Here is a 15767-nt window from a genome sequence, read left to right as displayed (position 1 = left end):
ATGAATATGTAAAATTGAAATATAAATAATTTTATGAAATACGCTATATTACTATTTGCTTTGTTATTTTGGGGAACTTCACTCTTTGGACAAGAACTGAAAATACAAGGACATTTAATAGATGAAAATAAACGAGACTTAGTAGCGGCAACTATACACTGCTATAGTAATGATACGCTTTTAGTGATAGGAGGAGTTACAAATAGTAAAGGAGAATTTGAACTCAAACTTCCACGTACGGAACAAAAGTACAAGCTATTAATCAGTTATTTAGGTTATAAAGAAACCACTTTAGTCTTGAATCCGACCAAAGAGACCCAGATTCGTTTAGGAGAAATAACGATGGATAAGAAAGTGGTACAGATACAGGAAGTAACTGTGCTAGCTCAAAACCGGATAAATACCGAAGACAAAATAATGGTATTCCCTACTCGTGAGCAGTTACGACATTCTTATGATGGATACAGTGCTTTGCGTGCGTTAATGATTCCGGGGCTGGAAGCTGATCCTCGAAGTGCAACTATCACTTATCATAGAGAAAGCGTATTATTGTGTATTGACGGACGTGAGGCAACACGGGAAGAAGTGCAGAATCTAAACCCCAAAGATATTAAACGTGTAGATTTTTATTCTCAAGGTCGTCCCGATTACCCGGAAGCTTCTACTATATTAGATTATATACTTAAAGAACGGGATTACTTAGGAACAATCGCTTTAAACGCAAGGCATCAATTGAACAAACCAACAGGTACTGGACGAGGAACTGCCCAGTATTTTGAAGGAAAATCTGAATGGGCTGTGTCAGTATCGGACAGTTATACTCATTTTAGAAATCATGATGAGGGATATACCGAAACCATTTATCATTTTCCTGACGAAACCATTGTACGGACAGATGATGAGCTACCCTCATTGGATAACAATAACAATTTGAAAACCTATCTGAACTATATCTATAAAGATAAGCTGCAAACATTTTATTCTTCTTTACGAATGAATAGGAGTATGTCCGAAAATGACGACTGGAATCGGCAACGGTATAATAATACATCCGCTGTTCTCGTGAAACAAGAATACAAACATACTGTTAGGTTGAATCCGGCTTTACAATTACGCTATAATCGTACTCTTCCCAAAAGGCAGATACTTCGATTGGAGTTGTATGGAAGTTATGGAAACAACGATTACAATCGATGGTATGAGCAGCGTACGGATGAAGTCATAACGTCTTCTTATGCCAATGCTACTGCCGAAGATAGTTGGTATGGAAGGCTTAATTGTAACTATAGTAAAAGTTTCAAAAATAAATCATCTGTCAGTTTGACTCTAAATCAGAATTTTACGTATACTAACAACTTAAATACAAAAGAGGGGCAAAATTCAGAGATCTTTTTAAATAAAGGTAATACCAGTTTTTATGCTACATATAATTATCGCATTAAGAAGAAATTTAATCTACAAGCTAGCATTGCCGAACATTTATCATATACTACGACGAATGGAAATCATGTGTTCAGTTCTTTTTTCATACCTTCATTGAAACTCTCCTATCTTCATAAGGGACATTCGTTGAAGTTGACCGGAACTGTCCGTAGTACAGAAATAGGTCTTTCAAATCGTACCGGTTACGAATATAAAAAAAATGAATACGAGATGTTTGTAGGAAATCCTGAATTAAAAGACTATTTGCAATATAATGCAGGATTAAATTATGATTGGACTATGAATTCTAAGTTGACATTGCTTTATTCAGCTAGTTTGCACATAAGTAATCCGCAGATCTATGAACTATATCGTTATGATGACGAACGGAAAATGTTTATATATCAAAATTTGAATGGAGGCAAAAGTTTGAGTCAGCACTATGAATTGGCTTTGCAATATGATATTATTCCACAGATATTTAGTTTAAGACCAGTGCTGATTTATGACCGCATGGATGTGACATTGTGGAAAAAATTTTCTTTTGATCGTTTTTTCTTTTGCTGTTCTCTTTTTTATATGCATAATGGTTGGAGCTTTGATGTAAACTATATGGCACCATCAAAGTATATGAAAATCACTTCCGGTCTTATGACTCATTCTCCCGGAATGCTGGGATTCGGAGCTGGTTATAGTATCAACAACTGGAATATTGATTTATATATGCGAACACCGTACAAGGCAGTCTCTAAAGGATCTCTTCAGCAAATTGGCTATGAAAGAAGATATGAAAGTCGAATACCTCGCGTCAGCGATCATGTGATTAGCTTATCGGTAAATTATCGTTTCACTTTTGGAAAGAAAAAACATAAATTCGACAACTCGGTTATAGAAGATACGAATCAGTCAACTATATCAAGAGATTAAAACAAATATATTATTGAACGGGAAAACTAATTGGTAAGGAGCATTCTTTAAAAAAACTAAATCAAAATAGCTCTTCTTAATATGAAGTTTGGGTGTAGTTGCTCTTTTGAAATTTAGTTGGGAAGCTCATAATGGTGTACAAAGTAATTAAATAGTGATTAACGGATTAGTAATTAATCGGTGCGGTTTTTAATTATTACAGAATAGAATGGATTTTCTCATCGGATATTTATTTTCAATCTTTCTATGTCTTCTTTCACCTTTTCTCTGTCTCTTCGATGAATAAGGAGTTTGCGGGTGAAGGGTAACAACTTCACCACCTCTTCACCTGTGGCGATTAGTTTCAAAAATAGTTTCACTGCTTGAAACACTTTGTTTCTCGGCGTGAAACAAAGTGTTTTTTCAAGATGCGCAAATATAGTGCAAACCTATTAAAATTCAAATAGTTATAAAACTAATGTTTTAATCGGATGTGGTGAATAAAGCTAAATAGAGCATATTTGGGAGTGAGTTATGTTACTTATCTGTTACCTCTTCCAATTTGCCTACTAATCGGATATAAGGCATTAGTTTTCAATATATTGCATTATTCTTCATAACTTCAAATACCTCAACAGTAATTAAATTTGTAACTAAAAAAGTTGAGTTATGAGAAGTACATTCAGAGTGTTGTTTTACACTAAAAATCAATCGATTAAGAATGGTAAAGTACCTGTAATGGGACGTATTACCATCAACAAGACCACAGCTTGCTTTAGCTGTAAGAAGGAGGTGTCTATTTCTTTATGGGACGCCAAAGCTAATAGGGCTAAAGGGAAATCCGAAGAAGCTAGAATGTTAAACCAGGAACTTGATAATGCCAAAGCCCAAATTGCCAAGCATTACCAATACATATGCGATCATGACAGTTTTGTCACAGCCAAGAAAGTCTATAGCCGCTATGTCGGTTTTAAAGAAGATTCCCACACCCTTATGGAGCTTTTCAGGGAACAGCTTGAGTCATACAAGGAGAAAGTAGGCAAGGAAAAGGCAAAAAGCACCTATCTTGGTTTAGTAGCCGATTATAAGAGCGCATTGCTTTTTTTGAAAGACAAAAAGAATGTTGAGGACATTGCACTTGATGAACTTGACAAAGATTTTATTGAAGACTATTATAATTGGATGTTGGGCACATGCGGCTCGGCCAGTTCTACAGCATTCGGACGTGTTAATACCATGAAATGGCTAATGCATATCGCTCAAGAGAAAGGTTTAATAAAAGTTCATCCCTTCACGGGTTTTGGATGTAAGCCGGGATATAAAAGACGTTCATTTCTCTCTGAAGAAGAACTGCAGAGGCTTATACATGTAGAATTGAGGTATAAACGTCAGCAGGCTATGCGTGACATGCTACTTTTCATGTGCTTCACAGGCCTCGCCTTCGCAGATCTGAAAGCAATTACTTATAAGAATATCCATACAGATTCTGATGGTGGCACATGGCTCATGGGAAACCGTATAAAAACAGGCGTAGCATACGTCGTGAAATTATTACCTATAGCAATTGAACTTGTAGAAAAGTATAAGGGTGATAACAAAAAGAAAGATTCTCCTGATTGCGTTTTCCCCGTCGGTGATTATGAAACCATGAAAAGTAGTTTTAAGGTTTTAGGGAAAAAGTGTGATTGTAATGTAAATATCACCCCTCATATCGGGAGACATACCTTTGCAGTTTTGGCTATATTGAAAGGCATGCCGTTAGAAACTTTGCAAAAAGTATTAGGACACAAATCGATTCTTTCCACACAAGTCTATGCTGAACTGATCAATCCGAAGGTTGGGGAAGATACGGATAGGATGTGCGACAAGATTGGTTCCGTGTATCGCTTGGCCAATTAGAATAAGTATGAAAAAACACCCTTCAGCAAATGTTGAAGGGTGTTTTTCGTATTCAGGCAGGTTGCTTATTTCAAGTAACGCCTGAAATCTTTATAGTTCTTTTTTAGTACCTCGTATAGCCCGCTTTCCGGATAGAGCAGTTTACCCCCGACAGAGGTAATTGAGGTATAAGGTATTGCCTTTTCATCCCGTAGTGTTTGTAATGTACGCTTGGAAACATGAAGCATCCGGCATACCTCATCTCCACTCAGATAATGTTCGTCTGCAATCGTCGGACGTATCCGTGCCGCAGCAGCCTCCAGATTTTTTCCTGTCCGTTTGATCCATCCGGTAAGTTCCTTGAACTCTTCCGAATCTTTAGTGATAATGTCTGCCATACTCTTTATTTTCTTTTTTTGATTAGTCCTTCCTCCAGAATTTGCTGGATGTCCACTTCTTTATAAAAGAATTTTCCACCGATATTAGAATAAGGAATCAGCCCGTTATCCCGGTAAGTCTGCAGTGCCCTTTTGGAAATATTGAGAGCCAGGCACACATCCTGCGCATCCAGTCACTTGTCCGGTGTTACGGGGGCTATTTTCTTTTGAAAGTCCATCATTTGCACGGACAGCATACTTAGTTGTTTCTTCAAGTCCTGATAAGCACTTGTTTCGATAATTGTCAGTTCCATGATTTATAAATTAAATTGTGAATAATGAAATTGGGTGCAAGATAAAGGGAATATTACTATAAATCAATCGTTTAGTTTCCAGTGTCGTTAATAGTCATTAATAGTCATTTTTTGTCAGCGTAGCTTTTCTTATACTTTTTATTTAACGGGGGAGTCGTGAAATCCGACATCCCTTATACAAATGGTAACTCTTTCATCTTTTTTCCTTTTTTGCCCTGCCACATTTCTTTATGATATGGATTTCTTCGGAGAAATCAGAAATATGAGTATCTTTGGAACGAAATATAGATTTAAATGGCAGGCAATAGCCTTCCAATTAGATATAGACATAACATTCGCAGAATGTCTCAAGACGGAAATCTGGTAAATTTCAATGAATAGAGGCTTTTTGTGTATTGCTTATGCTATGCTTTGTCATAGCGTGGCTTACACAGCTACTATTCATAGGTTTACCAGAACCTCCGTCTTGGAGTTGGGTAAGGCCACGCTTTCTCAAATACTTCTGCCGAATAATATTTATAGGTTAAATATTATACTTATGGCAAAACTCCAATTACTTGCAATCACTACTCTTGACGGATACCTCTTCGACAGGACTGTTTCTTCCCCTTTGTGGGATAATCCGAACAAATATGGCCTCACCAAAATACGGGAACGTGCTACACAGACTCTCGGGCCGGATGTATCTTTCATCTCATTGACACAATGGAAAAAGAAAAATGAAGGTATTTATTTCATAGAAGCGGCTCCGGATACAATTTCCGTTATAAGCAGCATGTTCAGATACTGGTTGGTGGATGAAATCATCCTTTTTGTCGCACCGTATATCCAAGGGGACGGCATACGTCTGTTTACAGAAATTCCCGGTCCTTCCTCATGGGAAATGACCGGGAACAAATGTTTCAGATCCGGTATTTGCAGGCTGGCCTACAAACGGATTGAATAACCTGCAATTATCTTCTTATCCTGACTGACTTGGTTTAGACAGGCATCTTATATTTCTCCCAATATTTTCTTGCCTTGTCCGGTCCTATCCAGTTCCGTTGGTCATCGATTCCCCTGTCCGAGAGTTGTTTCCTGACCAGCTTCTGGATATCAATCTCCCCTTTGGCTATCTTGATCAGCAGTTCGGAAGCAATCGTATTCAGCATTAAGTCCGGATTCAGTTCATCCGGTATCTCTTCCATTTCTTTTTTCATAAGTCGCTTCTTTATTTTTTAGGTTTATTATCCTTGAAAGTCATCTCAATCCTGTAATTGTCATCCAGCTCGAGTGATGCCTCATACTTCTTTCCTTTCTTGCTGGTAAACTTCAGATATCCGGTACGTTTCCCCGATAGCAGCAGGAGCATCTGATTATCCGTCAGTTCCCTGCCGTTGAACGTTCTAAATAACAGGAACCCACAATTGGGATCGCTGCATTTGGCGACCTTGTTAAAGACGATAATCGTTTCTGCTCCGCATTTGGGGCAGTTACAATGTGGCAAGTCCGGATGGTTAAGTTTCAGGGCAAGCAGTTCCGAGGTGATTTGTTGGGTATAGGAATTGATGCTCTGAGTAAATGTTTCCGTGGAAACTTTGCCGGTTTCGATTTCATGCAAGGCGCATTCCCACCCTCCGGTCATGCTCACGTTGGCGATCATCTTCTCTTTTACAATATCATATACTTCCAGTCCTTTGGGAGTGGGAATCAGTGACCGTCCGTTTCTTTCCACGTAGTGTCTGGCAATGAGCAGTTCGATGATTCCGGCACGTGTAGCCGGTGTACCCAAGCCGGAATCCTCCATTGCCTCTTTTTCCTTTTCATCGTCCAATGTTCTGCCACAACCTTCCATCGCAGCAAGCAGGCTTGCCTCAGTGAATATGGGCTGCGGTTTGGTTTTCTTGACCAATGTATCAATACCGAGCACGGGCAATATTTCGTCTTCCTGAAATTCGGGCAGAAGACTTCCTTCTTCTTTCTCACTGGGTTCGTTATAGATGCCTCTCCACCCCGGAACTTTGATTTGGCTTCCTTTTATCCCGAAAAGAACGCCGTTACAGTCCGCTTGTACGGATACCGTTTCTTTCAGGCATTTGCCGGAGAAAGCCTCCAACATGCGTCCCGCGATCATGGAATAGATATTCTGCTCGTCAAGGGAAAGCCTCTGGGGATAGTTCTCCGTAATGATTAACGCATGATGGTCCGTCATCTTGCTATCGTCCACACAGTGCCGGTTTAAAGGCTGGTTACAGAGGTTTTCCGCATGCCATGTGAAACGGGGATGTTGCTTAAGCAGGCCGATGAGGGAAGGGACTTGTTCGAAGATGTCTTCTGTGATATAGCTACATCCGGTACGGGGATACGAAATGTAGCCTCCTTCATATAATTTTTGAGCAATGTTCAGCGTCTGTTCTGCGGTCAGTCCGAGTTTGGTATTGGCACTTCGTTGCAGGGCGGTCAGGTCATAAAGTAGCGGAGCTTCTTCTGGAACCTCTTTCTTCTCCACTTGCACCACTTTGGCTGTCGTCTCTTCATACACTTTTTTACGGTCCACATCGAGTTTTTCCGGTGTATCATATTTCCCGGTACAGGTTAAGACGAGTTCTTTCCCTGCTTTCGTTGTCCGTAGCTGTAGCAGATAATAGGGTTTGGCTATAAAATCCCTGTTGTCCAGATATCGACGGCAAATCATGCCAAGTGCCGGTGTCTGTACTCTTCCCAGAGAATAGTTACTCTTGCCTGCAGCCATGCTCAAAGACAGGCTGGCATTCATACCGACGACCCAATCTGATTCTCTCCTGGCTTTAGCGGCACGGTACAGGTTGTCAAACTCCTTACTTGATTTGAGGCTATCAAATCCTTCCCGTATCGATTTTTCTGTCATGGAAGATATCCACAAGCGTTTGGTTTCCTTATGATATCCCAGATATTCAAGCACATATCTCATAATTAACTCTCCTTCCCGCCCTGCATCAGTACAGGATATCACTTGATCAGCCTGACCCAACAGTTTACGGATTACTTCCAATTGTTTCAGAGCCGTCGGATCAGCCTTGTATCCATCTTCGGTTTTAATCTGACGGACAACCAGTTTGAACGGGTCGGGAATAATAGGCAGCATCTCCTTTTCCACATGGACAATGCCGTAGTCTTGAGGCAGGGCCAATGCCAACAGATGGCCGTAAGTTCATGTGACGGCATATCCGTTCCCACTCAAGTATCCTTCCTGTTTCTCCGTTACGCCCAGGACCCGGGCAATGCTGCGTGCCACCGAGGGCTTCTCACAAATACAAATTGTTTTCATGTTACTTTCTTTTTTAATATGAATGACTATTTAATTTTTACACTCTTGACCTTTGATTTTTCTTTCCGTACCCTTTTCTTCGGTTCTTTGGGAATGGAGAGCTTCTCTTTCTTTTCCGATACTTGTATGCTTTCCGTCAGATTCGGCAGGGGTATTTCCTTTGCCGGAAAACGGCTGATTAAATCCATTGAGATTCCTGACATTCCCGCATTCAGTTTCACCTGATCTGCCGGTTGGAGGTATTTCTCCCCGTTCTTTCCGGTTGCCAGTTCGTACATGACTGTTTCACGGCCCTGGAGGATTCCTTCGTAATTTTGGTAAGGAAGGTTTGATTCAGACAGTCCGTTCTGCTGAAGCATCCCACAAATCTCATCGGGTGGCAATCCTCCGAACTTCCGGTCAAAAGGAGAAGAAAGAATGTACTTGTATGTTGCCAGAAGCTGCTTTTCATGGCTCATATCGGGACATCCTTCATATTCCTGCAGTTGTTTGATTTTCTTTTCAATGCTGTTCAGAGCTTTGAAAGTATGTCTGTCCTTATTCTGAATAGGCATACTACCCATTCGGACCAGTTCCATCTGGATACGGTTCAGGCTGGACGTTTCCCATTTATTCAACAGATTACTGCGATTGCTCCGGTAATCATCCCGGAGGATAGCGATTGGATTTTTGGTACGAAAGAATAATCCGATCCGTTTTCCCCATGAGGGTTCGTGGAGGTTGGACGCGCTCCAGCGGATCGTGTTGAAACGGTAAGTATCCATGAATCTCCTGAAATGATTCCGGCTGGTAAACAGGTTTCTGAAAGTTTGCAGGAATGCTTTCCTTCCGGCAGCCCTGCGGCTACGTGGTATCTCTTTTTCGGGAATGAATGTATTATTTATCAGTTCCATATGCATTATAATTTGGGCTTCGCCTGCTTTTTAACGGAAGCGGTTTTTGTCTTGACCTTTTTCTTTTCATTGCCACAGGACAGTCCGGGCTTGTCTTGCGGTTTTTCGGCTGTTTGAGCTTCTCCTTTCTTAGAAACAACAACAGGCGGGCTTACCCGATGATAGTTCTTCCGGACTCCATCCCTGTTTAACAGTGTTTGCGCCAATGACCTGGCAGCATTTTGTAATTCATCCATCTTCTGCCGGAAAGGATAATCCCGGTACAATTCCTTTTGCCGGGTAATCTCACGGATACCTTTCTCCACAAACAAGAAATCCTTTTTATAGGCAAACGATTCGTCTGCCGGTAAATGGGCGTATCCTCTGGCTGCTATGTCCTGAAGTGTCATAATGTTCCGGTTACGGATAGAGAGTTCCAATGCGCCGGCTGTGACAAACCGGTTGAGATTTTCTCCCGTAGGATGCATGTCGAAAGTGACGGACGGCTTGTAATTCGCCAGAATTTCCATCCCGGCCTGCGGCATGGTGGTCTGATTCCCGTTGGAGAGTTCCAGCATCCGGCGGGAGACGGTTTCTATCCGGTAAATATTCAATGACTCCACATCCTGCAAAGAGCTTGAGTAGAAATTGTCCGCTGTCGATTGCAGGTAATCCCGAAACTTTATAGTCCCGGAAAGTCCGTCATTGAATACGCGGACACCTTGTTCCGTTTCAGCTATGGTGTAGAACTGTTTGGCTTGCTTTCCTGCCGCAATCTTCTCCATCGCATCTTCGTGTGCAATAAAGCACTTATAAGCTGGTGAGTAGTCCAGATCCCGGATATTCTCTGCCGTCAGTTCCCTTTGGCATGCTCTCAAATAAGCCGCTTTCCGTAAAGGTACGGAGTTGTTTTCAGTGATGCCTCCGTAAGAGGCGATGAAACTGAGGGCTTTCTCACTGTCTTTCGCCGGTAGTTCGCTGGTGAAAGGAATATCTTTAGCAGGTATTCCCTCAAAATGCAGCAATAAGTTATCCGGTATGGTTTTCTGATCCATAGCAATCCGGGCGGTCAGATCCATAAATACCTGAAAAGAGTCCTTATCCGTCGGAACATACGACACGACCATGACAGTCGAGACTTGATTATCCGGCTGTAACACAATAAACAGGCTCTTTAAATCCGCTTTAGCGGTGAATGTATCTTTTATTTTTTCCATCCATGCAGGCATGATAATCAGTTTTAGATGCGGGGATTATGTGACTTGTTCTGACGGGAAGCCGTCTTTCTCTTTTCCGAAGCCGCCGGTCCGGTCAGTTGCAACGGAGGACAGGTCAGTCTGTATCTCAGGCCAAGTATCTTGTCCGCGAGTTGCTGCTGCCTGTTTTGAATATTGTAGAATGCCTTTTCACTATATCCCTTTTTGGATTGCAGTTCGGACATTTCTTGATCCAGCGGTTTAAAATTTCCTTTGTGGGTGAACTCCTTATAGCTTTCATTAGTATTGAAATCAGCCGGTAATCCGTATTCCCGTATAAAGAGCAGGGTGAATATCTCGGCATTCTCCGGCGTTACCGAAAGCCGGTAATCTTCCGTAAACTGTTTGAATGCATGGTATGTCGGCTCTATGGGATAGCCACCTTTCTTCAACAGCTCGGATTGCTCTATCGGATACAATGGCATTTTCGCCAGCTGCCCGTAGAAAGGATTGGACCGGAAAAGGTCCAGATGCTTCTGCATGTAATGCTCCGTGCTATGGTTCGGGCAGGAAATATAGAATTCTCTGATTCGTCCCAGAGCCTGTACTTCCGGAGTGAAGAAACGGTCAGCCAGATATTGCAGGTAACACTGTTTATAGATGGCTCCTTCATCCGTGGCGGGCAGGTAGACGGCTCCTTTGGGAGTCTGGAGGGAAATGATGGGGTCTATCTCTTTGTTTTGCAGGCTGTCCGGGATAAGCCCGTAATCACGTTTCAGGATATAGGCCGCCTGATCCCGGATCTGTGATTTGACCTTCTCCTGTCCGCCTTTATTTTCAGCCGGAATATTCTGCAGCGCATTGAACTGGGAGTTGAAAGAATTCTTGTGTATGAACGGAATCCTTCTGGTTGTATAGTCTATCCCATAGATTCCTGCGGTTTCCTGTAAGGATAGTAACCGGAGTATCTGGGCATTGGCAATACTGGGGAGCACGTTATAGGAGGAAGCAAACTTGTCATAGGCATCGAATGTCGGTTCTATGCGGTGGCTCCTGTCCAGCCGGGCATTCCGCAGGATAGTCGCATCCAGATATTGTGCTTTCTCCGGCAGAAAAGAGTTTGTATATAAGGAGAAGGCATTGGGAGATGCTTGGAATGCCTTTACCACTTCTGCGTCCGGACGGGTCAGCTTGTACAGGTTGACAAACTCCGGTTTCTCTTCGTCCGTAATGAAGAAACGGTCGGCCAGATGTTGCATATAGGCATGGCAGCATGTCTTTCCAAAGCCGGAATATTCGAACAGAAGCACTCCTTTGGCGGTTTCCACGGCGGTCAGGGTTTCCGACGGATCGTCGTGGAGAGTATCCTGTGCCAGCGCGAACCGTTTGGCTTCCGGCTGTACAAGCAGGTGGTCGGCAAGTCCGCTGGCTACCAGCATGGGCAGGCTTTTTTCTTCATCGTGAGAATGCAGGTATTCCAGTCCGCGCAATGAGACATTGCCCTGCATGCTTCCTCCGTTCCGGGTGATGAATTTTTGTACCAAGCTGTTATCCTTGTCAAAGAGCCGGATATCCGGGTAGCTTACTCCTGCCGGAAACTGGTAGCGGCACAGATAAAGATCCGGCAAGTGGCTTTGGACAAGGGACGGCTTGTACATTTCCCTTTGCCGCTGGAGGTATTCGGTGAATCGTTGATTCATCATCGATACTTCTTTCTCCGGCATCAGGTGCATCTCCAGTTGTCGGGGTTGCCCTTCCAAGTCCTGGGTAACAAAGAAAATCATAATGTTTGAAATCTCTTGCTTTTGCATACGATTGAAATTTAAAATAGTTACATGGTGATACTTCTACTCTTTTTCTTTTCCTGTTTGGGCGGTTCATAGCCCCGTACCGCATAGTCCGTCTGTAGGATTCTCTTTGCCGTATCCTTGATGGTCCGTTCAAGTGCATTTTTCAGCAGTGTGCCATCCTGCTTCCCCACATAAGACAGCCTGATCCGTTCATCCAGGGAGACAAAGCTGTTTTGATGGTTGAACCGGCTGTCTTTTTCCAAATTCCCGATTTGCCCGGTCTTGCAGATCCGGTCGAGTACGCCTATGTTATAATTCTTCTGGCTCTTGCCCAGATTCAACTTTTCGGCCAGTTGGTTATAACATTCCAAAGAGGGAGCCATGCTGCATTCTACCGCCGGGGTATAGTTGGCTATCATATTTGAATCCAGGAAATGAGCCTTTTGGGGAAGGTATATCTTTTTTAAGCCATGTTCAAACATGTTCGAACACTTTGACGCCTCTTTGATCAGATTGATATTGGAAGTGCTGAAATAATATATTTGCAGTTTATCCGCATCCCTGTAAACCGGCGAGAAGAAATTATCGCCAATATGCTGCAGGTATTTCTGCGCACACTGTATCCCCCTGCCGGTATCATTGAACATCAGGACTCCCTGGTTCGTATTTATTGCAGTAATCACCCTGTTGTAGATATCTTTTTCCTTTTCTTGATGGAATGCGCGGTAAGCGTTCAGTTGTTTTTTCAGCAGGGGATTGTCTTTGGCCTTTTGAAGCATTCTCTGGATGCTATCCACATTATGGATGCCATAAGGAGATGTATTCTCGTAAACGAAGGCGATATCCCGCAATGGGAAATGAGTTGCACAAGACAGTCCTCCGTTATGGGTCATGTCCTTGATGAACCTTTCAATGTTCCCCGGTTGTACAGCACCCTGATATGGTATTAAATAGACTTCTTCCTTAGGAATGTAGGAGCCTTTCAAGGCCAGTTCTGCCTGCCCGAAAAGAAATTTGCCGCCATCTGAATTGATGCCATAACGATTCTCTATGGTCTGGAAATGTTCAATCTGCCTGTTGCTGTTCAAATTGAAACCAATGTATGTACTCATATTATTTTATGGTTTAGATGAATGGTTGATTAAGATAGTCTATGCCGTTTCGACGGGTCGGGAACTTTTTTATTCTTCATTTTCTGCTCCATTTTCTGTTTTTCTTCCAGGTCTATAGTCCATGGAAAACAGGTCATGATCTTGTCCGGGCAGCAAAGGGAGATTCTTTTTTGTTTCATGGACTCATCATCCAGCCGGATATAGACAAAGTAATCCAGTTCCCCTTTTCCGGTTTCTTCAATGGCTGTTACTGTTCCTTTATAGGGAACAACGGGAGTTTCCTCTTCCGGATCGTTCTCTACAATCCGCGCTCCGAGGTACATCTGACTTTTAGGTATCATATCGCTTTATTTTAAACGGTTATTGTTATGTCTGTTCTTATTCTCAGTCTTTTTAACGGTATTCTTCTCTTCCGGCAGCGGACAGAGCAGTCCGTCCTTTATCACGTATGTCCTGACGCCGAAGGGCTTGGAGGAACCCTCAATTCTGCCCTGCTCAAAGTCGGCCTTGCAGAGATGCCTTGTCGCCTCCTTGTTGTTTTCCGGGAGATACAGTGCGTATCCCGAAGCCAGTGCCGTCTTTTGAACTTCATTCAGTTTTCGGCTTCCGACGGTGAAGGTAACGGTGGAGTCATTCAACATATTCTCAAGGGAACGGTGCCCTCTCACATCGAAATCCCTTTTCAAAATTCCATCGGCAGCCTTCCGGATTTCCGTAGACAACCGCTTGAACTTTCCCGTATCGAATTCGCCGGCAGATTTAACCTGCGTGACTTTTTCAAATTCCTTGGCATACGGCAGCAGTTCATTGAAATAGGTAAACGGTTGTTCATGAATATTCATATAACCGTTACGCATGACGGTCAGCAGCCGGTAAATGTCATGGTTCTCCCGGCTGATGGAAACCTGCGTATCCTTATTGAAATGCCAGTCGGTGGCGAATTTTATAAAATCCCCGGCTGTCGCTTCCATCGAATGGTAGCATACCGGTTTTAAACTGTCGATGAATTCTTTGGGCAGTTCGTCAAGACCGATATAGGATGCCGGATAAAAATCGAAGGAATAATCCAGTTCCATCGGTTTGCACGGCTTGTAAGCGGCATCTATGAGAGGAACCAGGTTCTTGTCCATGAACGTACTGTCGTAGACGGCCAGATGGCCGGTATCGTAGTGCGGGTCGAAGTAATGGTCCGTGATGTACCGGATGCACTCCCTGAATCCGTTCCTGCCGATCTCGTTACCGGAAAAGATAAGGTATCCGAAGTCATTCTCCACCACTTTTAAGGGGAATGTGTACCGCGGCTGGCACCGGTACAATGTCCTTTTTTCCTGTTGCTGTAATCGAAACTCCAAGTATGCGGGTTCCTGCATGAGATACTTCTTCAATATGCCGCCGTCCGGTTCATTCTTGTATTTATAGGTATAGACCGCATCACGCAGGGAAATGCGTTTGGCAGGGGGAATGCAGTGTTCTTGAAAATACGGCAGCAGTTCCTTGCTGATATATTCCTCGAAAGGGGTATGGGTATCTACCGGTGGAACCTGCCTCATGTTCGCCAGGTCAAACCGGAGCAGTTCCGTATCCGGAATATAGGGGCAGCACTCCGCTTCCTTGATATTGTCAATCAGGAATTTGCGGAACAGGCTGTCCGCATCTCCTTTCTGAATGAATGTGAGGGCATTTCGGGGCTGGTGGGGAGAGTACTGATGGTAACGGTCCATACCGACAAAAATACTTCCCGGCTTGTCGGGATCGAAAAAAGGATTTTCCATTTGGTTTCTCTTGTCCATATTTCTACAATTTAGGGTGGGTATTTCTTTTCTTTTTCACGTCCTGCTTTTTATTCAAAGCCTTTTCGATGACTGTTTTCACTTTGAACACCTGTTTGTTCGCAGGAGGATCCTTAGAAAATACGATCCGGGTGAAATCCCCGTTTATCCATGCATAGGCATGGGACGGGTTGCTTTTTGCCTCTCCCGGCAGGAAGAGTCCGTGCCCTGCCGCCAATACTTGCCGGTGAGGGGTAAAGAGCCGGACACCGTCTACGGTGACACATTCCATCGGGTCGCGGAGGATGTTCCCAACAGTCCGGTGTCCACGCACATCGTAATACTGCTTGAGGAGTTTGTCCAGCAAGGCTTTATCCTGGCCGGTTTCTTCTATCTGCTGCCGGATATCCGATGCTGTACCTTGTTTGGAAAGCTCCAGTAATTTACGGTCCTTGCTTTCTATTTCCTCCAAAATATCAGCGATATTACGGTTGCGATGGCTGCTGGTACAATGCATATTGTGGCAGAAACTACCGAAATCCTCCCAGGTCGGCTTCATCTCATTCCGGTAGACCAGCTCCATTTCCGGTGTCTTATCCATCTGCAGGTAAGCATATTCCGGGTACAGGCCTTCACCCGGATTGACATAGGATCCATCCTTTAGGACTCCTTCTGCCCGGTAAACATTTACCGGACCAAGATTGAAATGGGGATCGAAGTAATGGTCTGCCATAAATTGCAGAAAGTCCTGCCTGTTTTTCTGTCCTTCCGTCGTATCAGTAAAGAACACAAAGCCATGGGCTGTCTCTATGGCTGTATAGGATTGTTCAGGTTGCTTCATATCA

The 15767-nt window shown here is 43.3% G+C and carries 14 protein-coding genes; 3 read left to right on the top strand and 11 right to left on the bottom strand.

Annotated elements, in window-relative coordinates; all coding sequences use genetic code 11:
• Positions 1–33: 33 nt before the first annotated feature.
• Together BACFIN_RS13845 and BACFIN_RS13850 are read left to right on the top strand one after the other, a co-directional pair.
• A complete protein-coding gene (locus BACFIN_RS13845; RefSeq protein WP_007750805.1) occupies positions 34–2349 on the top strand; it encodes a carboxypeptidase-like regulatory domain-containing protein in 2316 nt (771 codons plus the stop codon).
• A 648-nt stretch (positions 2350–2997) separates the two neighbouring features.
• A complete protein-coding gene (locus BACFIN_RS13850; protein ID WP_004311878.1) occupies positions 2998–4227 on the top strand; it encodes a site-specific integrase in 1230 nt (409 codons plus the stop codon).
• A gap of 65 nt (positions 4228–4292) precedes the next feature.
• Here the strand turns inward: BACFIN_RS13850 and BACFIN_RS13855 are convergent, their stop codons facing one another.
• The gene (locus tag BACFIN_RS13855) at positions 4293–4604 is read right to left on the bottom strand and encodes a helix-turn-helix domain-containing protein (RefSeq protein ID WP_004311879.1); all 312 of its coding nucleotides are present in this window, start codon (positions 4602–4604) and stop codon (positions 4293–4295) included.
• A 5-nt stretch (positions 4605–4609) separates the two neighbouring features.
• On the bottom strand, positions 4610–4777 hold the full coding sequence (locus BACFIN_RS13860) for a helix-turn-helix domain-containing protein (RefSeq protein ID WP_008771129.1): 168 nt from the start codon (positions 4775–4777) through the stop codon (positions 4610–4612).
• A 658-nt stretch (positions 4778–5435) separates the two neighbouring features.
• Between BACFIN_RS13860 and BACFIN_RS13865 the strand changes: the two genes are divergently transcribed.
• Positions 5436–5843, top strand: coding sequence for a deaminase (locus BACFIN_RS13865; RefSeq protein ID WP_004311882.1), 408 nt, complete (start codon positions 5436–5438; stop codon positions 5841–5843).
• A 34-nt stretch (positions 5844–5877) separates the two neighbouring features.
• Here the strand turns inward: BACFIN_RS13865 and BACFIN_RS13870 are convergent, their stop codons facing one another.
• The 9 genes from BACFIN_RS13870 to BACFIN_RS13910 form a co-directional block, all read right to left on the bottom strand.
• Positions 5878–6096, bottom strand: coding sequence for a hypothetical protein (locus BACFIN_RS13870; RefSeq protein ID WP_004318621.1), 219 nt, complete (start codon positions 6094–6096; stop codon positions 5878–5880).
• An 11-nt stretch (positions 6097–6107) separates the two neighbouring features.
• Positions 6108–8000: a type IA DNA topoisomerase gene (locus tag BACFIN_RS13875; protein WP_005680137.1), complete on the bottom strand. Its 1893-nt coding sequence runs from the start codon at positions 7998–8000 to the stop codon at positions 6108–6110.
• A 209-nt stretch (positions 8001–8209) separates the two neighbouring features.
• Positions 8210–9082 carry a hypothetical protein gene (locus BACFIN_RS13880; protein ID WP_004318625.1) on the bottom strand — a complete coding sequence of 291 codons (873 nt, stop codon included), beginning with the start codon at positions 9080–9082 and terminating at the stop codon, positions 8210–8212.
• On the bottom strand, positions 9082–10284 hold the full coding sequence (locus BACFIN_RS13885; RefSeq protein WP_004315703.1) for a DUF6047 family protein: 1203 nt from the start codon (positions 10282–10284) through the stop codon (positions 9082–9084). Before BACFIN_RS13885 ends, BACFIN_RS13880 begins: the two co-directional genes overlap by 1 nt.
• Before the next feature lie 11 nt (positions 10285–10295).
• Positions 10296–12062 (bottom strand): DUF6047 family protein, encoded by a 1767-nt coding sequence (locus BACFIN_RS13890; protein ID WP_004311887.1) that lies wholly within the window; start codon positions 12060–12062, stop codon positions 10296–10298.
• A gap of 20 nt (positions 12063–12082) precedes the next feature.
• Positions 12083–13153, bottom strand: a complete 1071-nt coding sequence (locus BACFIN_RS13895; protein WP_004311888.1) for a DUF6047 family protein — start codon at positions 13151–13153, stop codon at positions 12083–12085.
• Positions 13154–13182: 29 nt separating this feature from the next.
• Positions 13183–13494: a hypothetical protein gene (locus BACFIN_RS13900; protein WP_004311889.1), complete on the bottom strand. Its 312-nt coding sequence runs from the start codon at positions 13492–13494 to the stop codon at positions 13183–13185.
• Between the two features lie 6 nt (positions 13495–13500).
• Positions 13501–14943 (bottom strand): DUF6047 family protein, encoded by a 1443-nt coding sequence (locus BACFIN_RS13905; RefSeq protein WP_007750796.1) that lies wholly within the window; start codon positions 14941–14943, stop codon positions 13501–13503.
• A gap of 4 nt (positions 14944–14947) precedes the next feature.
• Positions 14948–15763, bottom strand: a complete 816-nt coding sequence (locus tag BACFIN_RS13910; protein ID WP_004311891.1) for a DUF6047 family protein — start codon at positions 15761–15763, stop codon at positions 14948–14950.
• Between the last annotated feature and the right edge of the window lie 4 nt (positions 15764–15767).

Origin of the sequence: Bacteroides finegoldii DSM 17565, from assembly GCF_000156195.1 — a bacterium.
GTDB classification, from domain to species: domain Bacteria; phylum Bacteroidota; class Bacteroidia; order Bacteroidales; family Bacteroidaceae; genus Bacteroides; species Bacteroides finegoldii.
This window is presented reverse-complemented; position numbering and strand designations above follow the sequence as displayed.